19 protein-coding genes and 1 other annotated feature are annotated in these 20,628 nt (G+C 37.5%); of the genes, 11 read left to right on the top strand and 8 right to left on the bottom strand.

From position 1 onward, the window contains the following. Positions 1-21 precede the first annotated feature (21 nt). Both BN1206_RS08925 and BN1206_RS08920 read right to left on the bottom strand, forming a co-directional pair. On the bottom strand, positions 22-2,361 hold the full coding sequence (locus BN1206_RS08925) for an ABC transporter ATP-binding protein/permease (RefSeq protein WP_013642583.1): 2,340 nt from the start codon (positions 2,359-2,361) through the stop codon (positions 22-24). 23 nt (positions 2,362-2,384) lie between these two features. After that, a complete protein-coding gene (locus tag BN1206_RS08920) occupies positions 2,385-3,488 on the bottom strand; it encodes a YdcF family protein (RefSeq protein ID WP_013438781.1) in 1,104 nt (367 codons plus the stop codon). A gap of 89 nt (positions 3,489-3,577) precedes the next feature. Between BN1206_RS08920 and BN1206_RS08915 the strand changes: the two genes are divergently transcribed. Further along, on the top strand, positions 3,578-4,237 hold the full coding sequence (locus BN1206_RS08915) for a CPBP family intramembrane glutamic endopeptidase (RefSeq protein ID WP_013642581.1): 660 nt from the start codon (positions 3,578-3,580) through the stop codon (positions 4,235-4,237). Positions 4,238-4,280: 43 nt separating this feature from the next. Here BN1206_RS08915 and BN1206_RS08910 read toward each other — a convergent pair whose 3' ends face one another. Both BN1206_RS08910 and BN1206_RS08905 read right to left on the bottom strand, forming a co-directional pair. Further along, the gene (locus tag BN1206_RS08910; RefSeq protein WP_052543276.1) at positions 4,281-4,787 is read right to left on the bottom strand and encodes a CHAP domain-containing protein; all 507 of its coding nucleotides are present in this window, start codon (positions 4,785-4,787) and stop codon (positions 4,281-4,283) included. A gap of 154 nt (positions 4,788-4,941) precedes the next feature. After that, entirely contained in the window at positions 4,942-5,790 is an 849-nt protein-coding gene (locus tag BN1206_RS08905) for a helix-turn-helix domain-containing protein (protein WP_014566253.1), read from the bottom strand. Between the two features lie 103 nt (positions 5,791-5,893). On the opposite strand from BN1206_RS08905, the gene BN1206_RS08900 reads away from it, so the two are divergent. Both BN1206_RS08900 and BN1206_RS08895 read left to right on the top strand, forming a co-directional pair. Next, positions 5,894-7,468, top strand: coding sequence for an ATP-binding cassette domain-containing protein (locus tag BN1206_RS08900; RefSeq protein WP_046432862.1), 1,575 nt, complete (start codon positions 5,894-5,896; stop codon positions 7,466-7,468). Positions 7,469-7,476: 8 nt separating this feature from the next. Then, a complete protein-coding gene (locus BN1206_RS08895) occupies positions 7,477-8,121 on the top strand; it encodes a DUF4097 family beta strand repeat-containing protein (protein WP_231576004.1) in 645 nt (214 codons plus the stop codon). 432 nt (positions 8,122-8,553) lie between these two features. Here BN1206_RS08895 and BN1206_RS08890 read toward each other — a convergent pair whose 3' ends face one another. The 3 genes from BN1206_RS08890 to cbpB all read right to left on the bottom strand — a co-directional run bounded on the left by BN1206_RS08890 (position 8,554) and on the right by cbpB (position 12,346). Beyond that, positions 8,554-9,723 carry a cation:proton antiporter gene (locus BN1206_RS08890; RefSeq protein WP_013438773.1) on the bottom strand — a complete coding sequence of 390 codons (1,170 nt, stop codon included), beginning with the start codon at positions 9,721-9,723 and terminating at the stop codon, positions 8,554-8,556. 40 nt (positions 9,724-9,763) lie between these two features. Next, positions 9,764-9,821, bottom strand: a sequence feature (sodium ion sensor (DUF1646 type); this cis-regulatory element may regulate processes involved in with the transportation of sodium ions). Between the two features lie 56 nt (positions 9,822-9,877). Then, positions 9,878-11,734, bottom strand: a complete 1,857-nt coding sequence (locus BN1206_RS08885; protein ID WP_052543274.1) for a heavy metal translocating P-type ATPase — start codon at positions 11,732-11,734, stop codon at positions 9,878-9,880. Between the two features lie 141 nt (positions 11,735-11,875). Next, on the bottom strand, positions 11,876-12,346 hold the full coding sequence (cbpB, locus tag BN1206_RS08880) for a cyclic-di-AMP-binding protein CbpB (RefSeq protein WP_013438771.1): 471 nt from the start codon (positions 12,344-12,346) through the stop codon (positions 11,876-11,878). A 588-nt stretch (positions 12,347-12,934) separates the two neighbouring features. On the opposite strand from cbpB, the gene BN1206_RS08875 reads away from it, so the two are divergent. The 8 genes from BN1206_RS08875 to BN1206_RS08840 all read left to right on the top strand — a co-directional run bounded on the left by BN1206_RS08875 (position 12,935) and on the right by BN1206_RS08840 (position 19,952). Continuing rightward, the gene (locus BN1206_RS08875) at positions 12,935-14,071 is read left to right on the top strand and encodes a YncE family protein (protein WP_013438770.1); all 1,137 of its coding nucleotides are present in this window, start codon (positions 12,935-12,937) and stop codon (positions 14,069-14,071) included. A gap of 18 nt (positions 14,072-14,089) precedes the next feature. Next, positions 14,090-14,386 (top strand): hypothetical protein, encoded by a 297-nt coding sequence (locus BN1206_RS08870; RefSeq protein WP_013642571.1) that lies wholly within the window; start codon positions 14,090-14,092, stop codon positions 14,384-14,386. Positions 14,387-14,538: 152 nt separating this feature from the next. Further along, a complete protein-coding gene (locus BN1206_RS08865; protein WP_013438768.1) occupies positions 14,539-14,691 on the top strand; it encodes a teichoic acid D-Ala incorporation-associated protein DltX in 153 nt (50 codons plus the stop codon). A gap of 15 nt (positions 14,692-14,706) precedes the next feature. Next, a complete protein-coding gene (dltA, locus tag BN1206_RS08860; RefSeq protein ID WP_013642570.1) occupies positions 14,707-16,221 on the top strand; it encodes a D-alanine--poly(phosphoribitol) ligase subunit DltA in 1,515 nt (504 codons plus the stop codon). Further along, positions 16,221-17,459: a D-alanyl-lipoteichoic acid biosynthesis protein DltB gene (gene dltB, locus BN1206_RS08855; RefSeq protein WP_014566246.1), complete on the top strand. Its 1,239-nt coding sequence runs from the start codon at positions 16,221-16,223 to the stop codon at positions 17,457-17,459. Before dltA ends, dltB begins: the two co-directional genes overlap by 1 nt. A gap of 33 nt (positions 17,460-17,492) precedes the next feature. After that, the gene (gene dltC, locus BN1206_RS08850) at positions 17,493-17,732 is read left to right on the top strand and encodes a D-alanine--poly(phosphoribitol) ligase subunit DltC (protein WP_003625019.1); all 240 of its coding nucleotides are present in this window, start codon (positions 17,493-17,495) and stop codon (positions 17,730-17,732) included. Further along, entirely contained in the window at positions 17,725-19,011 is a 1,287-nt protein-coding gene (gene dltD / locus BN1206_RS08845; protein WP_052543273.1) for a D-alanyl-lipoteichoic acid biosynthesis protein DltD, read from the top strand. The genes dltC and dltD overlap by 8 nt, the downstream gene beginning before the upstream one ends. After that, the gene (locus BN1206_RS08840) at positions 19,011-19,952 is read left to right on the top strand and encodes a serine hydrolase domain-containing protein (RefSeq protein ID WP_052543272.1); all 942 of its coding nucleotides are present in this window, start codon (positions 19,011-19,013) and stop codon (positions 19,950-19,952) included. The genes dltD and BN1206_RS08840 overlap by 1 nt, the downstream gene beginning before the upstream one ends. A 54-nt stretch (positions 19,953-20,006) precedes the next feature. On the opposite strand, the gene BN1206_RS10380 is transcribed toward BN1206_RS08840, so the two are convergent. After that, positions 20,007-20,432 carry a glycoside hydrolase family protein gene (locus BN1206_RS10380; RefSeq protein ID WP_369792941.1) on the bottom strand — a complete coding sequence of 142 codons (426 nt, stop codon included), beginning with the start codon at positions 20,430-20,432 and terminating at the stop codon, positions 20,007-20,009. Positions 20,433-20,628 lie beyond the last annotated feature (196 nt).

Genomic DNA, 20,628 nt, shown 5'->3' with positions numbered 1-20,628 from the left:
CCAATGTAATGCGTTTTTTTGTTACTCACTTCTAAGTGCAATTGCGGCATCTTTCTTAGCTGCCATTCTTGCAGGGATGTGACCACCTAGCAAAGTAAGTACCGTTGAAACGATGATTAAAATAATTGCTGCCTTTGGATCAAGCTGCGCTACGTTCGCCAAATCCGTGATGTTGTAAATTACGGTATTGATTGGGAAAGTAAGCAGGTAGGCGATGAAGATACCGAGTACACCAGAGAAGACACCCAAGATAAAGGTTTCTGCATCAAACACACGTGTAATATCTTTCTTACGAGCACCCAATGCCTTTAAGACACCAATTTCCTTCGTTCTTTCAAGAACTGAAGTGTAAGTCAAAATACCGATCATGATCATTGAGGTGATCAATGAAATAGCGGCAAAGGCAACCAAGATAGTGGTGATACCGTTAAGCAAGCCACCAGTCATCGTGGTAACGGCGTTAGACATATCGGTATAAACGATCTTGTCGGCCTTCTTTTTACCCTTGTTCCACTTGTCTAAGTAATCGAGCACCTTGTCCTTATCATCGAAGTTGTTAGGGTAGATCATGATGCCAGTAGGGATGCTAGAACCACCTAAGGTTTGCATCGTCATTTTCTTTTCGTTAGCGTTCAATTTTTGATTAGTCAAAACGCTACGGTTAGTCTTCTTTTGCGCCTTAACAACGTCAGAATTTTTGTTGTCGTTGATCACTTCTTGAGAAAGTTTATCGCTGTAAGCAATGCCAGTTGAGAGAAGGGCCATTGAATCTTCATTCTTAGGTCTAATTACACCAACGAGTATCAACTTGGTCTTGGCGTTGTTGTACATTGAGCTAGTAACTTTCTTAGGAATAAACATGCCATTAGGCAATTCTTGGTAGTAATCGTTGTTAGCAACTACTTTAAATGTTTTACCAACAAGTTTATTAAATTTAATTTGATCATTTTCAGACACATCAAAACCTAAATTCTTTAAGGAATTTAGATTAACAGTGTTTTTATTATCAGTTACTAAAATTAAATCAGTTGCCTTGGTAGGCCAAGTGCCCGATAAAATTTGGTAGTTTTGCTTTAAGAATGAACCCTTATTTTTATTCAAAGTTGTTGGGAAAACTGAAGAGCCGATACCCATTGAACTCATGGCTTGTGCACGTGCTTGTACAACGGATGAACCTTGATCAGGATCAGAATTTGAAAATTGTACTCGTTCAGGCTCGCCCTTTACCTTAGATAAAAGGTTTAAAGTAACGCCACGTTGGTAAGAAATATTGTTGGCGTAACTAGGATTGATCTTCTTAACGTAGTTAACATACTTTTGGGTAATCTTGTTAGTATGTTGAGCCTGTTCGCTTTGATCTTTTTTAGCCGTTACATAACCGCGATTTTTGACGTTTTTATTCGACTCGTTACGCTCGTTCATCGAGTTCATATCGGTGGCTGTTTGGCTAATTGAGATCGGATATTTAGCTAAAGCCTTGCTCATCGTAGTGTTGATTTGCTTTTGAAAACCATTGGAGATGGCTAAAACAACCGCGATGGAAATGATCCCGATACTGGAAGCAAAAGCAGTTAAAATTGTCCGACCTTTCTTAGTCATGATGTTGGTAAAACTAAGTTTGATCGCATTCCAATAGGACATTTTGGTCCGCTTTAAATTGAATTTGTCCTCTTCTTCCTTAGGATCAAATGGCTTAGAATCGTGTCGGATCTTACCATCTTGGAAATTAACAATTCTAGTAGCGTATTTTTCAGCTAGTTCAGGATTGTGAGTAACCATAACGACTAAACGATCCTTGGAGATCTTTTTAATCAATTCCATGATTTGAACGGAGGTCTCAGTATCAAGAGCCCCAGTTGGTTCGTCACAGAGTAAAATATCAGGATCGTTGGCAATCGCACGAGCAATGGCTACACGTTGCATTTGACCACCAGATAATTGGTTAGGGCGCTTATTGATGTGCTCTTTTAAACCGACTTCGGTCAAAGCCTTAATCGCCTTATCGTGGCGCTCTTTACTTGGAACACCAGAAAGATTCATCCCTAATTCGACATTAGCGATGATTGAAAGGTGAGGGATCAGATTGTAGTTTTGAAAAATAAAACCAACGGTGTTGTTACGATAAGCATCCCAGTCAGTTTCTTTAAAGTTCTTAGTTGATTTACCATTGATGATTAAATCACCCTTGTCGTAGCGATCCAAGCCACCAATCACATTCAACATAGTCGTTTTACCAGAACCACTAGGTCCCAAAATTGCGACAAATTCTTGATCACGGAAAGAAATGGTAACGTCATCTAACGCATGGGTGACAGTGTCACCAACATGGTATGACTTAAAAATATGTTTTAGTTGTAGCATTTCTCGTCTTCTTTCTAATGAGATTAGACAACGTTAAATTTAACGATGCCTGCTGCAGCCAAAATAGCTTGCAGAATAAAGAATAAAATTATTACTCCCATGATAACGAAATGGCGGCGTTTATGCATGACAAATACACCGGCAAATTCACGAATAATTGCATTTGGTAGGTAGTATAAACGGGTGAAAGCACCAACGCCGTTGGCTTTTAGACCTACTTCTTTAGCTAAAAGAGCGGCTCTAAAAATGTGGTAGTTGTTACTAAAGAAGGTAGCTCTGAATTTATCACTGTCAAAGTCTTGGGTGGCGATTCGCTTTGAAAAAAGCATATTTTGGTAAGTATTCTTAGATTGATCTTCAATTAAAATTTGATCAGTTGGAACACCGCGATGCTGTGCAAAGCGCGCCATAGCTAAAGCTTCGGGTATCTTTTCATCAGGTCCTTGTCCACCAGACATGATAATAATGGGGCGCTTTCTGCCTTTTTGATATTGGCGGTTAGAAAATTGAATCGCACGGTTGATTCTAGCGGCTAATAATTTGGAAACCTGATCACCATTGAGTAAACCTGCACCAAGAACGATTAAATAATCTTGCTTATAGTGGCGAGGGTAGATTTGATATAGTAGTAAGTTTACCAAGAAGTTATATAAAACTAAGCCAAGGTAGAGGGCAATTGCTGGAATTGATGCAAGCAGTGCACTTAACCAGTATGGTAAATATCTTCCGGGACCGACTAGAACTAAAATACTGAAAATAAGAGCGATGAAGCCAACGATTAAAGTTAATAAGTTAGGCAAAGTGTGGCTTTCATATTTCCAGACGAAGTAGGCGTTCCAGAACAAAAAGATCCAGGCAAAGATTAAAAGAGCGGTGATGCCAAAAAGTGCGACTAGGAAAAGAAGATCGTAGGCTCGCTGCAATCCGTGGCTGGTACTTTTGTGGATCATGACTGTTGTCCATGACAGTAGTGACACTAAAAAGATGGTGAAAAAGACACCGTTGATTAAACGGCGCGGCTCAATTAGCCAAGAAATTAGGAAGACAAAGAAGATCACCAGCATAAAAACTGAGATGTAGAAAAATTCACCACGTCTTCCTAGAAAAGCAACAATTTCGTTTAGCACAGATACTCCTCCTTATGCTTTTTCGCTTATTAATATTATAATGAAAACATCGATTAAAAGAGGAAAGAATCAAGGTGTGAACGAGAAAAATGAAGAAAATAGGACATTACCTGGGAAATATTGCAGGGGCAATTTTAGCTTTTACCCTATATATGTTGCTTGAAATAGCTTATTTTGCACCAAAAAGAATAAATTTGGGCAAGGGCAATTTACGAGTATTTGCTACATCTTTGATGACTGTGGTGATTTTATTCGTCATCTTTTATTTATATCGCCGACAGTTAAAAGAGGAGAATCTTTGGGGCTTTAATGAGAGTCCGCACTGGGATGCACGTAGATTAGGAATTGCGGTAATTGGCTTTATCTTGATCGTGGTTGGATCTGTTGTGATGCTTAACCTAGTTGGTGGCGGTGTATCTGAAAACCAGCAAAGTTTGAATAGACTGGAACAGGGCAATACGGGACTATTTAAAATTTTAGTAATCTTTATTGCACCATTTTGTGAAGAGACGATTTTTAGAGGGATGTTCTTCAATATCTTCTTTACTAAGCCAACAACATTGAATAAATGGTTAGGAATTATTACAAGTGGCTTTTTATTTGGCTACATGCATGATCCAATGTTAAGTAAATATATTTTGGTGTACTGGGTATTAGGCATTATCTTGGCCTGGGTATATACAACGACGAAAGATTTGCGTTACTCGATGCTAGTGCACATGTGTTATAACGCGATGGGATTTATTTAAAATTGAATGTAAATTAAAACGCCAGAAAATTTCTGGCGTTTTTTTATTTAGTAGGACGAGCATAAGTGATACGTCCCTCTTTAAGAAGGCTTTGAAAAGATTGCGCAATTGTTGAACGATGGACCGCACCCATTGAATCGATTCCACCGATTTCGATAATTTGCGTTTTTCTGCCGTGATATGAACCATCAATAATTGCTGTGTGGCCATTTGGACCATAACCAGTTCCAACATTAACAATGACAATATCACCTGGTTTCACATTTTTAGCATGAATTTGTCTAAAGTATTGATGAGCATTTTTGGCATCATTTTCCATTTCAGGAGTAGAAAAGGCTGTTTGTCCAACATTATAACCAGCCTGTTTCATCACTAGCCAAACCAGGCTTGAGCAATCAGCAAAACCATTTTTATTTCGATGTTGTAAACTGCCAAAGTCCATTCTTTGAGAGTCAGTACCATAATTGAAATATCCAACCAAACGGCGACTATGTTTGATAATTGTGTTTTGATAATGTGAGTCATCAGTGAATTGAGTAGGTATGTTCATTGCTCTGCCTCCTATAAAAAATACGCTAAATAGAACTAAGAGACTGATTAAGACGAGAATAATTTTCTTTAAAGTAGATTTATTTGCCGCGACAAACAACCTCTTGTGTTATTCTTTTTTGATTTGATTAATATTCTATAGCAAATTGCTTTTTTTAGTTTAATATTTTGACTTTTTCAAAGACATCTCTAAATGTATCTGCAGATTCAGTCATACCCATATTTTGAGCATTATTGATAAAACTTAGAATAGGATCTTCGTCCTTAGTTTTTAAATATTGCAGTGTCTTTTCTAAGAACGTCAAAGTTACTTTAAAGAATTCTAGAAATTGTGGTAGTTCCACACCTTGCAGTGCATCTAATAATTTATGTGCATGAATTATATCTTTGCGAAAAATTAGCGATATCGTTGCATCGGATAACACGCCCATCATAGAAATTAAACCGATGGAACTAGTATTTTTCTGAATTAAATCTTGGTTGTTTAAAACGTTCATTGCAATAGCATAGACTTTGTCAGTTTTGATCATGAAAACGCAGTTACCGAAGAAGCCTAAATTATAGGTGCTCCACAAGGTGATCTTGGATAAATAAGTGTAAAGGTGCATTTGATCAGAAAATGGTAAGAGGTTTTCACCCTTGATTAGTAAATATTGATTACAAAGTATCACAGCAAGATAAAGATCATGTGCGTTTCGTTTAGCATGGTACTTATCTAATTGTACGTGGATAAGTTTCTTTATTGCACTAGCATCTTCTTCTTCAATTGCTTTCAGTATTTCTGTTGGAAGATCATTTTCTTGCACAATATCTGCATAACCAATAAATTCGGTAGGGCTAATGTGAATCCGGCTTAAAAGAGCCAGTACTTTGTTGAACTCTAGCGTAATTTTACCGTTCTCCCAGCGAGATAAATTCGAAGTAGCACAAATACCTTTGGCTGCTTGTGCTAAGGTAATAGATTGTTCTTTTCGTAATTCTTTGTATTTTTCACCAATTGCCATTTTACTGTCCTCCATATCAATATTGCATATATGCAATTTATCATTTCTGAATAAAAAATGCATGTAATAATATCCCCAATAACAAACAGGGGAGTTGAATTTCATGTTTTACAAATACTCAAATCATTTTAAATTTATCGCAATGATCATAACAGGCTTTATTGCAAGTTGCTCCACTATCGTATTAGCATATATGGTGCAAACATTGACTAATATCGCAACACAAAAGAAGTGGGATCAAGTAGGTAGCTTTTTAATTATCGTAATTATTGGATTTTTGATTACTTTTATGGCGAGTTTGATTTTCAATCGATTAAAAACTGCTGCAATTCAAGAAGCCAATATATATTTGAGAACAAATATTTTTAAAGGGATGCTCAATACCGATAGGGATGAAAATTCCGATGCTCTCGGCTTTTTAACCAATGATTTTAAGTTGCTTGAAACTAATCGCTTTGATGCACAAATTGAAATTATTATGCAGGCTTGTACATTGGTGTTGGCCCTTGGCTATGCATTACTAGTTAATTGGCTGGTTACTATCTTGTTTTTAGTTGGTTCATTCGTGCCAATGCTCATTTCTAATTTCTTCCAAAAATCAATTCAAAATGCCTCAGAAAATTGGACTAAAGCCAATGGTCAGTATGTAAATCAAACTAAGAATTTTTTAGCCGGTAGCGAAACTTTGAGTTTATACAATGGGCGAGAAAATGCAGCGAAGAAAAACCAAGTAAAAGTATTCAATCTTGAGGCTGCATTAAGAAAAATGAATCTATTGAATTTAGATACTGGTTCTTGGATTAGTCTGATCGGTAATCTTGTTACATTCTTAGTTCCGTTTTTAACAGGTGTCTACATGGTAATCCATGGCATGACAACATTAGGTTCGTTGTTTGCTATTGTGCAGTTGGCTAACTCTTTTGTAAATCCAATCTTAACTATCTTGAATGATCGTAATGAATTATCAACTACTAAAAAGATCGTTGAAAAGACAAATAAGTATTTAGCTTTGGCCAAAGGTGAAAAAGCCGATAACAATAAAGTGGCCTTTAAGGATCTTGTTTTAACAGACGTTTCACTTAATAGAAAAGGCCAACAGTTAATCCGAAATCTTGATTTAACAATTAAAAGAAAAACTAAGCAGGCAATTATTGGTCCATCAGGGACAGGTAAATCAACGTTGCTGCAGTTCTTGATGAAAGGTAAATATGGTGAAGCAAAAGAAATTTTGTTAAACGGGAAAATTGAAAAAGCAGGTAACTTTGAAAATATTTTTGCTTATGCAAGTCAGGCACCAGTTATTTTCGCGGATACTTTATGGTTCAATCTGACTTTAGGTAAAGATATTCCCCAGGAAATAGTTGAGCAAGTTTGTTCTAAGCTTCAACTTACTAATGTAATTAAAGAAAAAGGTTTTGATTATTCCTTGGGTGATAACGCAGATCAATTATCAGGCGGTCAGCTTGCAAGAATTGAGTTGGCTAGAGCGATTTTATCAAGACGCCCTGTGCTTTTACTTGATGAAATTAATGCCTCTCTTGATAAAAAGACATCAGATAAGATTCATCAATATTTATTAAATTCTGATTTAACCTTTGTAGAAGTGACCCACCATTATGAAGCAAATGAGTTAGGAAACTATGATAACGTAATTGACTTGAAAGAATATATGGAGTGATGAGAAAAATGTTGATATTAATATTTATAGTTGTAATTGCCATTGGAGGAGTTTATTTCTTGTACAATTCAAATGATATAAAGACAGTTAATAAAAACTTTTCGGTAGAATCCTTTGATCAAATAAAAGTTGATAACTCGATCGACAACATTAGATTAGTGACTGGTGATCGCTATAGTGTAAGTTACACAGGACAAGAAAAATTAGAGCCATCTGTAAAGGTGAAAAATGGTATTTTGACTATTGATTCGCCAGAAAGGTCTATAACAATTAATGGCAGCATTTTTAATGTGAAAAAGTTAAAACAAGAATTGATTATTGAAATGCCCAAACAAGAATTAAAGTATCTTTCAATTGATACATCGAATGGCAATATCTCGGCCGATCATCTGGAAGTTCAAAAGGGAAAGATTGATACATCGAACGGTAGTATTAATATTAAAAATCTAGTGATGAAAAATGAGTTCGAAATCGACACTTCTAACGGCACGGTAAAAGTAGGAAAGACTAATGCAGCAGGGTATGATTTGTCTACTTCAAATGGTCATATTACTGTTGAAGGGAAAAATAAATCTGATGAGTTTGAGAAGAATACTAGTGCTGAAAATGTGCTAAGTATCGATACATCAAACGGTAATATTTACGTTAATTGATTGTATACAAATCGTGTAGTTGATATAATGAGTATGAAAAAAGAGGCCGACTAAGTCGAACCTCTTTAGTGTAGAATCGCATTAGCGACGACTATTTAAAAATATTTTTTAGGTATTAATAAATAACTGCCAGCTTTGCAGAGCTAAAGCAGCTATTTTTTTCGCTGATTATGAATTTTGATCAGCTCGACAACCAATGTGATCAGTAAAACGACAAATTAGCCGAAACTGATCATTAGTTGCAACGCATCTGAGACAGACACGATGGCGTCTCCTTTCTAACAGGATTGTGGTAGAGTCAAAAAATCCTCATAAGCACCATCTCTTTGGGATAGCCGCCGCTTCAACTTTTTTACGCATAAAATTATACTGATTCGTATTTGCGTCTACAAGCGAACACGAAAAAAGCCTAGCATCCGCTAGGCTTTTAATCTACATAAATTCAGTATCTTGCTTACTCTTTTTGATAAAGTGATTCAAGATAAATGGTGAAATTACGGTCGTTACAATGATTACCAAAATTAAGCTAGAGTAAATATCTTCAGGGAATAGGTGATGCGTAATCCCGATCTGCGCCACGATCAACGCAACTTCACCACGTGACACCATTCCGGCACCTACGATATTGCCTTCATTCTTACTGAAACCGAATACTTCACTAGAGTATTTACCAGCCCAGAACTTGGATAAAACGGCCAAAACGGTCATCGCAATGATGAACCAGATGTCTTTGAAGAAGCTGGCAAAGGTCATTGAAAGGCCGATATCAGCGAAGAAAACAGGGATGAAGATTGAATAACCGATTGCTGAAACAGAAGACTGAACTTCTTTATGTTGCGGTGTTTGACGAATTGCCAAACCACCGAAGAATGCACCTACAACGGCGGATAAACCAACAAAGTCTGCAGCCCATGCCATTGTCAATGCTAAAACCAATGAACCGATGACTACAGAGTAATCAACAGAAATCTTTTCTGAGACCTTCATGAAGTATGGCGCAATAAACTTAAAGATCACCCAAACAACGACGAAGTAGACAATTTCGATCAAGATGTTAAGGAAGAAATTGTTAGTTAAGCCGCTTTTACCACCTTCATGGCTGAAGGTGGTGAAGAGACTTAAAACTACTACGGCTAGGATATCATCAACCACAGCGGCCCCTAAAATGGCTGTACCAGCACGTGTATGAAGCTGGTTAGCTTCTTGCAAAACCACAACTGAGATAGAAACACTGGTTGCCGCAAAAACAATCCCGATAAAGAGTGCCTCAAGTGGCTTCATGCCGAAGAAGTAACTTGCTAGCCCCATGAAAACAACTGGCAAGATAACGCCAACGCTAGCTACCGTAAAACTCAACTTGAAGTATTTCTTTAACAAGTCCAAGTCACTTTCAAGACCGGCCAAAAACATTAATAGAATGACCCCAAATTCAGAGAATAAGCTGATTATGTCGTTGGGGTGAATCCAGTTTAAGATAGCTGGTCCTAATAAAATCCCTGAAAGCAATTGTCCAATAACTGCTGGCAAGTTAAAACGTGCAAATAATTGCCCGAGCAATACCGTCGTCAGTAGGATTAAAATTAATTCCCCTAAGAAATGCATATCGTCCTCTTTTCCTTATAAAAGCAAAAAACTTTCAAGCGCTTCTTGACCCAAAGAAGCAAATCTTGAAAGTTTTTATTTTGTGTAAAAACCCAACCACTAAATAAATATTCAGTTGAGTTTAATCTTAATATTTTTTTTAGTCCGATGCAAATTACTCTTCAAGTCCGAATTGCTTTTTGCTTGGAGTAGTCTTAGCAAGAAGTCCCAAACTGATAGTGATCATGTCGACAACTTCCTGCAAAATAGCACCCCAGAATGCTGGGATAACACCAGTGAAGGCAATTAATTCAATGATAATTACGACACCAATCGCAGTCAAAACGTCGACATTAGCAACCTTCATAGTGTGCTTAGAAATAGCAACGGCATCATTGATCTTAGACAAATCGTTAACCATGATAACCGCATCAGCACTTTCACTGGCAGCAGTAGCACCTTTAGCACCCATAGCGATACCAACATCAGCGGCGGTCAAACTTGGTGCGTCATTAACACCGTCACCAGTCATAACGACAGGACGCAAGTTCTTAGGTACTTCCTTGATAGCCTTAATCTTTTCAGATGGTAAAAGATTAGCACGGATATCAGTAATTCCGGCCTTGTTACCAACCTTTTCGGCAACTGCCTTGTGGTCACCAGTAAGCATCATGATATCTTGAGCACCTTGACGCTTCAACTTAGCGATTGTGTCAGGTGTTTCTGGACGCATTTCGTCCATCAAAGTAATGTAACCAGCAAATTGATTATCGATTGAGACAAAGACAGCAGTGGAGTTAACATCGATCTTTTCATGATCAGGTGCAACGAACTTTAATTTACCAACCTTAACGTGCTTGCCGTCGACGTTACCTTCAACACCTTGAGCAGTAGTTTCCTTTAAGTCGGTTACTGGCTTAATCAAATCTTTGTTAGTAGCCTTTACAAGTGAACCAGCAATAACGTGACTTGATTGTTGTTCAACACTAGCAGCTAAGCCTTGCAATTCATCCTTGCTTACAGATTCTTCTGCAGGGACAACTTGGTCAACTACCAATTGGTTTTTAGTTAAAGTACCAGTCTTATCAAAAGCAAAAGTCTTAGCACGAGCTAATTTTTCAAGAGTTGGACCAGACTTCACAATAATATGGTGAGCTGACATTGAACTCATACCACTGACCAAAGCAACGGGAGCTGCGATCAAAAGTGGACATGGTGAAGCGACAACCATAACTTCGGCGAATCTAGTAGCATCCCCCGAAACGGCCCATGCAACGCCACCAATAATCAATGAAATGATAGTGAATGGAACGGCGTAACGGTCGGCCATCTTAACGAACTTAGCAGGTTGTGCTTGTGATGACTTAACCAAAGCAACGATTGACTGATATTCAGAATCTTTAGCTTCTTTGGTAACCTTCATCTGTACTGCGACGTCACCGTTGACGGAACCTGACATCAAGTTGTCACCTGGTTTCTTAGTTACAGGAACGGATTCACCAGTCAATGAAGATTGGTCAAAACTAGAAGTACCCTTGATGATTTCACCGTCAACAGGAACTTGTTGACCTGGCTTGATCAAAACGATGTCGCCAATGCGCAATTCATTAACCTTGACTTCAGTAATTTGACCGTTAACCAGCTTGTTGGCAATACGTGGTGTATTGTTCAAAAGAGAACGGAGTTCCTTGCTGGCTTGTCCAGTAGCGTAGTCTTCCAGTGTTTCACCACCAGTGGACATTACCAAAATCATCCATTCAGCCCAGTAGTTGTTGATCAAAATAGTAGAAACAATCGCAATAACTGCTAGGATATCAACACCGTAGCGTCCAGATTTCCAATCTTCAAATATTTCCATTAACAAGAGAACGGAAATCCAAATACCAAGAATGTCGATAATAATTGCTTGTGGGTTCATCTGCAATTTAAGGAGTGGCGTAGTAAACAATGTAGAAGCATGTATGCCAAACTCAAAAAACAGACTTATTACCCCCGCAATTAAAACGACAATAAATTTCCAATGACGTTTCATGATTAAACCTCCAAAAAGTCAGCAGTATTACTTTACTCACACCATTCTAACATTCTTTCTAGGTATAAGAGATATAAACGGTTTATTATAATTTATTAATTAAAAAATCGGCTTGAATAAAGGTCTCAAGCCGATTGGGGGTTATTTAATTTTTTCAGATTTATAGTGCTTATCATATGTGTGAACGACATAGTTGAAGGCCTTGATCCATTCACGTCTGGTGAGAAGACCTTGAAAGACGCCGCGATCATCTACGACGGGCAGGAAGGCATTGTTAATCAGTAAATGCAGCTGCGTTTCAAGCGTAGTCTCAACAAAATTTATTTTATCGAAATCCGTTTGCATTACGTCTTTAACTTTTAAAGTATCAAGTGGCGCGGTAGAAATTGCGTCATTGGTTAGCATTTTATCCGTAATCATGGCCAAGCTGAGTAAACCAACTACTCTTTTATCTTTATCTAAAACTGGAATTTTGGAATATTTAACTTTAGTCAGAATTAAAAATGCGTGATAGAGTGGGTTGTCTTCTTGAACAAAGGCAATACGACTAGCGGGAATTAAGAATGATCCCGATTTTTCTTCAATTAAATGTTGGATCGATGGTGAAAACATGATACGCCTCTTTTCTAACTAAAATTATACTAGAAAAAAGGAAAAGGCCCGCAAAATTTTGCGGACCTTATTAGTTTCATCTACTTTGGAGGAGTAAGAATGAATGAAATAAAAAAAGTGGGAGTATTGTAGCAAGTTTCTACCGCCTTGCTACGATTTATATAGTACAGAGTAAATGTGAATTAAAAATGTTCAAATTATTATGAAAAGGTAAAGATTTGTTTGAGAACTAGTTAAGAAGAAAATTTGGGCATAAGAAAAGCCCACGCAACGCACGTGAGCCGAAAGGGATAGATATGAAATTGACTAATTGGAGTAAGTCAATTCTTTTTATTTTCATTATTTACTTGGAGGAGTATGAATGAAAAACAAAAAAGTTGAGTTGTAATGGGAAGATGTTTTCCTCCTCACTACGTTAAGTAGTATAACCTGAAATTGTGAAAAAAGTGTGACGAAATGCACTTTATTTTCAAAAAAGGCTATATTTTTGCTAAAAAGCCCGAGTTTATGCACTTATAAAGAAAAGTAAATTTTTTTGGTTATAATGTAAGACATGATAAAAACGGAAAATAGAAGGGTGTAGTTTTTTTGAAAAGAATAGGCAGATTTATCCTGCATCTGTTTTTAGTACTCCTTTTATTAGCTGGAGTGGGAGCAGGTGGATATTTCGGTTATCAATGGTGGCAGAAACAGCAAATGCTGCGAGATAGGCCCAAGGTAGTCAAAGCAAAGGATGGTACTAATACAAGTGCTGCTTGGCACAATTTTTCTAGTTATCAAAGATCCTTGCGTCAAAATTATTCTTTCATTAATAAGGTTTCAAATTATGTTCCACCAAGAACGTGGGATGGTAAGGACTTTGTCATTCCGGGCTTAGTTTCGACTAAGAGCTATGATTTTGCCACGAAAAAATACAATACGGCAACCGCAATGACGCCGCAGGGGATTACTGTAGCTGGTAAATATATTTTGCTCACGGCATATGATGGCGAACACCGGCATGCTTCAGTCGTTTATGTGCTGGACAAAAAGACGGGAAAATACATTAAGACGATCCAGGTTCACGGCCGTCCTCACTTAGGCGGGATTGCTTATGATCCAGTTGCCAAAAATATTTGGGTAACCGGTAAAATGGGTAAGTCCTCAGCTCTTGCTTCATTTACATTAAAAGAAATGAAGGACTATAAAGATGGCAGTCGCATCCCGATCAAGTACAATCACCAGATTGCGATTCCTGCCGTTGAAAAAGCCTCTACTGTTACTTACTACGATGGTCAACTGTTCGTCGGCTTCTTTAACATGTATGGCCGGGGGAAAGTTGCCGCATATTCAATTGCCCGTAGCGGTAAAAACAAGGGCTCCATTACTAATAATGAAGTGAAATCCGTTACTGGTACTTTGCAGTGGTCAGATCCTACCGGTGAAACATCAATGGATAAGCAGATTCAGGGGATTGCGATTTATCAAGATAAAATCTTCTTGAGTCAGTCATACGGCAGCGGCAATTCTAAACTGTATGTGTTCCCAACTTCGGCATTGAACGCGCTTGACGAAAAGAATGCGGAGCTAGTTGTCGATATGCCGCCATATTTGGAACAAATTACTGCTTACAAGGGGCAGCTGCTTTGTGTATTTGAATCAGCTTCAAGTATTTATGCTAGACCAGACATCACGGTAATGGATAGAATACTATCGATGAATATCAATGCCTTGTTTGGCAGCTAGTTTGGAAAGGAAAAACAAATGAATGTAGATTATCGAAGAAGAGAGATCTTTCTTTTGCGTTTTTCTGGTTGGTTCTGCTTATTCCCAGCGTCAGTTTATCTCTACCTTTATCAAATGACTCATATGATATTTTGCCTTGGCGAATTAGTTATTATTGTGCTTTTTGCTGTATATTTGCTGACTACCGCCAAGAGCGAGCGCTGGACTAAACCGCAAAATGTGATGCGACTATCGATTTTTGCCTTAATCTTTGTGGCAATCGTAATTTTCATCCCATTATATTTTGCATATCGCAACTGTAAGAAATTACAATAAAGAAACCGCTTTTTTGTATTTTTTTCAAAAATAGATTGGATTTCAGAAAAAGTTTAAATTTGTTAAAATGTACAACGATAGTGCGTCTAGTGTTGCTATTTGTAGTAATATAAGGCAAGAGTAAAAAATATATGTTACTTGAGGGAGAAAAAATGGATAAAAAAACACAAATTGACTCTCGAGGCAAACGCATTGGAAAGTTTGTTTTAAAGACAATTGTTTATTTTGCAATCCTGATGGCCCTTATCTATTTGTATGAATATAGTGGACTTACTTCAGTTCACTTCATTTACAACGAATTTTAAGGTAGGTGCTGTCACATGATTCAAGATGTTATTAAGAAGATCGACGAGATAGCAGAACAAGAACCAGATCGTGTTGTTTACGACTATCTTGGCAAAACTAATACATATGGTGACCTTAAGAAGCGTTCTAACGCTTGGGCACACAAGATTGCTAGCTTAGATATTTCAGATGATGCTCCAATTATGATTTGGGGTGGTCAAACCTTTGAAATGATCGCTAGTTTTTTAGGCTGTGTTAAAACTGGTCACGCTTATATTCCAATTGCTAGTTACTCAAACGCTGAACGTTTGACCATGATTCAAGATGTTTCAAAATCACCATTGGTTTTGGAAATTGACCCATTGCCAGACGTTAACTTAGACAACGTTAAGGTACTTAAGGCTAGTGAAGTTGAAGATGGCGACTTCACTGTTGACGAAAGCAAATTTGTTGAAGGCGATGAAAACTACTATATCATCTTCACTTCAGGTACTACTGGTAAGCCTAAGGGTGTACAAATCAGTCACGATAACTTACTCAGCTTTGTAAACTGGGAGTTATCAGACTTTAATTTGCCAGAACACCCAAGTTTCTTGGCCCAAGCTCCATACTCATTCGACTTGTCAGTAATGAGTCTTTACCCTGCACTTGTTTCAGCAGGTAAGCTTGTTGTATTGCCACACGATGTAACGCAAAACTTTGGTCAATTGTTCCAAACTTTGCCAAAGATGCAATTTAATGTTTGGGTATCAACCCCATCATTTGCACAAATGTGTTTCTTGGATAAGACTTTTGATTCTGAACATCACCCAGACCTTAGTCACTTCTTATTCTGTGGTGAAGAATTACCACACAGCGAAGCAGACATGCTTAAGAAGAGATTCCCAGAAAGCCATATCTTTAACACTTACGGTCCAACCGAAACAACTGTTGCCGTAACGCAAGTTGAAATTACTGACGACGTTCTTAAGAAGTACGACCGTTTACCAATCGGTAAGGTTAAGGAAGACACCAAGATCACTATTGATACTTCAAAGGGTGATAAGCCTGGCGAAGGTGAAATTATCATTAGCGGTCCTAGCGTTTCAAAGGGTTACATGAACAACCCTGAAAAAACTGAAGCTGCCTTCTTCCAAAAGGATGGCGACAAGTACCGTAGCTACCGCAGTGGGGATGCCGGATTCTTTGACGGCGACATGCTCTTCTATCGCGGTAGAATTGACTTCCAAATCAAGTTCAACGGTTACAGAATCGAGCTTGAAGAAATCAACTTCTACTTGAGCAAGAACGAGTACGTCCGTTATGGCGTTGCAGCACCAAAATACAATAAAGATCACACCGTTAAGCAAATCGTAGCGGAGATCGAATTGAAGCACGGTGTAGCGCGTCAACACTCAGAAGCCACTTTAACTAAGGCAATTCGTGAAGATTTGGCAAAGAACATCATGCCATACATGCTTCCACAACGTTTTGTCTACCAAGACAAGTTGCCTATTTCTCAAAACGGCAAGGTTGATATCAAGGCGGTTATTAAGGAGGTTAATAAGTAGTGAATTTTAATTTCATTAACTTACAACCTTACTCAAATCCGCAATATTTCGTTTACTTGATGATTGCTTTAATTCCAATCATTATTGGTCTTTATAACGGTCGTCGTCTCAAGATATATGAAGCAATTTTCTCAATTGTCTTCTTATTCTTGATCTTTGATGGTAGTCACTGGCAACAAGGTGTAAACCTGATTCTTTGGTTGATTTACGAATTCGCGTTGACCTTTGCTTATCAGTATTATCGTCATCATGGTAAAAATAAGACCTGGATTTTCAGTTTAGCTGTAATTTTGGCCATCATACCATTAGCTGCAGTTAAATATTTGACTGCGTTTCCTGATAATTCAATTAACTTCGTGATCGGTTTCTTGGGTATTTCATATGTAACGTTCAAGACCATTCAAGTTATCATGGAAATGCGTGATGGGGCAATCAAGAAGGTAGATCCTGTAACGTATGCAAGATTCTTGCTCTTCTTCCCAACTATTTCATCAGGTCCTATCGATAGGTATCGCAGATTTAAGAAAGATTACGATAAAGTTCCTACAAGAGACGCATATATTACAGACTTACAATACGCTGTAAGATATTTGTTCCAAGGATTTTTATACAAATTTGTAATTGGTTGGTTCTTTGGAACTTACTGGCTTCCAAGAATCAGCACTGCTGCTTTAGCAGTAGGTAACGCAAATGGTGGTTTGAAGTTATCCTGGTGGTTACTTGCTTATATGTACTGCTACAGTATGTATTTGTTCTTCGACTTCGCAGGTTACTCACTATTTGCGGTATCAATTTCATACTTCATGGGTATTCATACCCCAATGAACTTCAACAAGCCATTTATTTCTAAGAACATCAAAGACTTCTGGAACCGTTGGCACATGACGCTTTCATTCTGGTTCCGTGACTACATCTACATGCGATTCACTTTCTTTGCAATGAAGAAAAAGTTGTTCAAGAATCGTATTAGATTGTCACAGGTCTCATACTTCCTGTTATTCCTAATAATGGGATTCTGGCATGGTTTAACATGGTATTATATTGTGTATGGTTTATTCCATGCCACTGCTATCTGTGTCAACGATATGTGGCTAAGATTTAAGGGAAAACACAAGAAGCAAATTCCACACAACAAGTTCACTGAATGGTTCGCCATTTTCTTAACTTTCAACGTGGTATGTTTCAGTTTCTTGATTTTCTCAGGATTCCTTAGCCAATTATGGTTTGGCTGGAAGTAAAAAATAGAGTAGATTTTTTGAGAGGTATTAATTATGGACACTAAACAAGGCGTATTAGACATTTTGAACGATTTAACTGGTGAAGACTTATCAGACCAAATGGATGAAAACATCTTTGACAATGGTTTGATGGACTCAATGGCAAGTGTACAAATGCTTTTGAGCTTACAAGAAAAATTTGATATCGATGTTCCTGTATCAGAATTCAACCGTGCTGAATGGGACACTCCTAACAAGATTGTTGCAAAGGTGGAAAGCTTAGAAAATGAGTAATAAACGCCGGCTGTGGCAAATTTTTGGCCCAGTCCTTTGCGCTTTTATCCTTTTACTAGTTGTATTCCTACTTCCTTGGGAAAGAACTTTTTCTAAGCAAACCATTTACGAAGCTGCTGCTTCACAAAACACTACTGTCTTCAAGGGCAGCACAATGAAGCAAGAAGCATACAATGAGGGTTATGTACCATTCTATGGTTCAAGTGAATTGTCTAGATTCGATCCACTTCACCCTAGTGTTATTGCAGAAAAGTACCACAGAAATTATCGTCCATTCTTACTTGGTGGACCAGGTAGTCAATCTTTGGCTCAATTCCTGGGGATGCAAGGTACAGCTAAACAGCTTAAAAACAAAAAGGCTGTAGTGATCATTTCACCACAATGGTTCACTAAGAAGGGCCAAGATTCTAATGCCTTTGCTTTGTATTATTCACCACTTCAAGCATGTAACTTCTTGTTAAGTGCTAAGAATAATAAGACTGATCGTTATGCTGCACAACGTCTGCTTGATATGCCAGACGTAAAGGGTGAGATTAGAAATAGTCTTAAGCAAATTGCTGCAGGTAAGAAGTTAACTACTTTCCAAAGATTTTACTTAGAAAATCGTCGTAGAATGTTGGTTAACGAAGACAACTTCTTTAGTTCATTCCAATTGCGTGACCGTGTAAATAAGATCCACGATAGAGCTAAGGTTTTGCCTAGTGCTTATTCTGTTGCTGCCTTGAACAAGGTTGCTGAAGAACAAGCTGCAGCACACACTAATTCAAACAACTTGGGAATCGACAATACTTTCTTTAGAACTCGTTTGCCTAAGAAGGTATTGAAGAACCTCAAGGGCAGTCAACGTCACTTTAACTACGTAAAATCAGTTGAATACGCTGACTTCCAATTGATGCTAGAACAATTTGCTAAGCAACATACCAATGTTTTGTTCATTATTCCACCTATCAACGGTAAGTGGATGAAGTACACTGGCTTGTCAGCTAAGATGTACCAAGAATCAGTTGCTAAGATGGAACAACAATTGACTAGCCAAGGCTTTGAAAACATTGCTGATCTTTCAAGACGTGGTAATGAAAAGTACTTCATGCAAGATACTATTCACCTTGGTTGGAAAGGTTGGGTAGCTGTTGATCAAGCCGTTAGACCATTTATGAAATTGCCTAACAAGCGTTACAACTACGATATGTCTAACTACTATTACTCAAAGAAGTGGCAGAATAAAGACAATGTTAAGCGAGTAAATTTAACTAGCAAAGATCGTTTAAAAGTGAAGTAGTGCGACGGGCTATTAGTAGATTAGGTATTAAGGGTTCCGTATTGGTAACAAGCAATATGAAGCCTGTACTGAACTATGCAACGAACAATAGTACTGACACTAGCTACTTGATCAATTCAGTTCAAAAGTCAATGACTGCTGCAATGGTAATGCGCGAGGTGCAGAAAGGTAAGCTTAGCTTAAAAGATAAGCTTTCTAAGTATTATCCAAACGTAGCTGGAGCACAGAAGGTTAGAATCAGCAATCTGCTGGATATGACTTCAGGACTTGATTTAGAGAAGGGCCAAGAGTTAGGCACAAAGAAGTTTATTTCTGATAAGGCTAATATTGACCATGATCAGAAATACACCGTGTTTGATGCTAAGATGCTTGGCAAATGGCACTATACTTCAGTTAACTACATTTATCTCTGTGGTATTTTATCCAAGCTTGAACATAAGACTTACGAGCAATTGTTCCGTGAGACTTATATCGAGCCGCTTCACCTTAAGAGAACTGAGTTCTTATGGTCTAACATGTCCAAATTACGCGCCATTAATTGGGTGCCTGGATATGAGATGAAAGAGGGCCAGTACGTAAAGGTAAAGCGTAAGACCGCAGTAAATGATGCACATAATGAGTTAGGTGCTGGATCGATTGTAATGTCGAATGGCGATTTAGCTAAAACGATTGAATACATTCTACATGGCAACATGCTAACCAAACATAGCAAGCAGATCCTGTTTAAGGGTGAGGCTCCTACATTCTACAATGGTGGTTTATACAACTTGAAGAAGTATAAGTCAGCTAATGGTGCAGGTGAAGGTTATTACACCTTTATGCGTAGCACTAAGGATGGTAAGAATATGATTATCATTCAAGATAATCACACTGTCCCTGGTGAGTTTGGTAAGATTAAGAAAAAAGTAAATCGCATCATGTCAATCATGATGGAATTATAAAAAAGAGGTCTGATTCCGATTTGATTCGGAGTCAGGCCTTTTTTGGTATGGATACTACTCTATAATATGTAATTTTTTAGCTAGATTAATGATATAGATAATCCCCTTGCTTCCATCTTCGAAACAAATATCTAAATTTCGAAAAGAAGGATTAACAATCAAAGTTTGATCGTTCCATTTACAGGAGTAATATGGCAATGTTTCAATATTTTCTTTTATAAAACTGTTATATTGCTTATCGTGACAAATATCTGCGTATTGTAAGAGCGAAAATATTATTCCACTTAATCCCCGCATTAATGAAGCATTTTGGGGCATAAAGTTTTTAGTTAGGGTATTGATAATATCATGTATTTGATCATCATAAATATTTTTGTGAAATCTACGTTTAAAACTAAGAAGGATTACTAGCATACCCGCTGAACCATTAGATAAATATGGTGATAAATGATTAGAAAGTAAATTAGGTCTGTAAAAGATCCCTTCCGTAGGTGACTTATACTGGTATAAATTATTAATATTATCAATTAATTTAAGGAATTATCCATACTTACATAAACTATTTTACGGTCTCTGTTTCCTCCTTATATAAGCTGAACTTTTACTTAAAATACTATAATTTAAATTACAAATCAATAATTTTTTAATGAAAAAAGTGTTGATTTATTATAAAATC

The sequence above is a fragment of the Lactobacillus sp. OTU4228 genome (assembly GCF_001006945.1).
GTDB classification, from domain to species: domain Bacteria; phylum Bacillota; class Bacilli; order Lactobacillales; family Lactobacillaceae; genus Lactobacillus; species Lactobacillus amylovorus.
This window is presented reverse-complemented; position numbering and strand designations above follow the sequence as displayed.

Coding starts and splice junctions, on each gene's coding strand:
- BN1206_RS08925 (WP_013642583.1), bottom strand. CDS start 2,361: ATGCTACAACTAAAACATATTTTTAAGTCATACCATGTTGGTGACACT.
- BN1206_RS08915 (WP_013642581.1), top strand. CDS start 3,578: ATGAAGAAAATAGGACATTACCTGGGAAATATTGCAGGGGCAATTTTA.
- BN1206_RS08910 (WP_052543276.1), bottom strand. CDS start 4,787: ATGAACATACCTACTCAATTCACTGATGACTCACATTATCAAAACACA.
- BN1206_RS08905 (WP_014566253.1), bottom strand. CDS start 5,790: ATGGCAATTGGTGAAAAATACAAAGAATTACGAAAAGAACAATCTATT.
- BN1206_RS08900 (WP_046432862.1), top strand. CDS start 5,894: ATGTTTTACAAATACTCAAATCATTTTAAATTTATCGCAATGATCATA.
- BN1206_RS08895 (WP_231576004.1), top strand. CDS start 7,477: ATGTTGATATTAATATTTATAGTTGTAATTGCCATTGGAGGAGTTTAT.
- BN1206_RS08890 (WP_013438773.1), bottom strand. CDS start 9,723: ATGCATTTCTTAGGGGAATTAATTTTAATCCTACTGACGACGGTATTG.
- BN1206_RS08885 (WP_052543274.1), bottom strand. CDS start 11,734: ATGAAACGTCATTGGAAATTTATTGTCGTTTTAATTGCGGGGGTAATA.
- cbpB (WP_013438771.1), bottom strand. CDS start 12,346: ATGTTTTCACCATCGATCCAACATTTAATTGAAGAAAAATCGGGATCA.
- BN1206_RS08870 (WP_013642571.1), top strand. CDS start 14,090: ATGAATGTAGATTATCGAAGAAGAGAGATCTTTCTTTTGCGTTTTTCT.
- BN1206_RS08865 (WP_013438768.1), top strand. CDS start 14,539: ATGGATAAAAAAACACAAATTGACTCTCGAGGCAAACGCATTGGAAAG.
- dltA (WP_013642570.1), top strand. CDS start 14,707: ATGATTCAAGATGTTATTAAGAAGATCGACGAGATAGCAGAACAAGAA.
- dltC (WP_003625019.1), top strand. CDS start 17,493: ATGGACACTAAACAAGGCGTATTAGACATTTTGAACGATTTAACTGGT.
- dltD (WP_052543273.1), top strand. CDS start 17,725: ATGAGTAATAAACGCCGGCTGTGGCAAATTTTTGGCCCAGTCCTTTGC.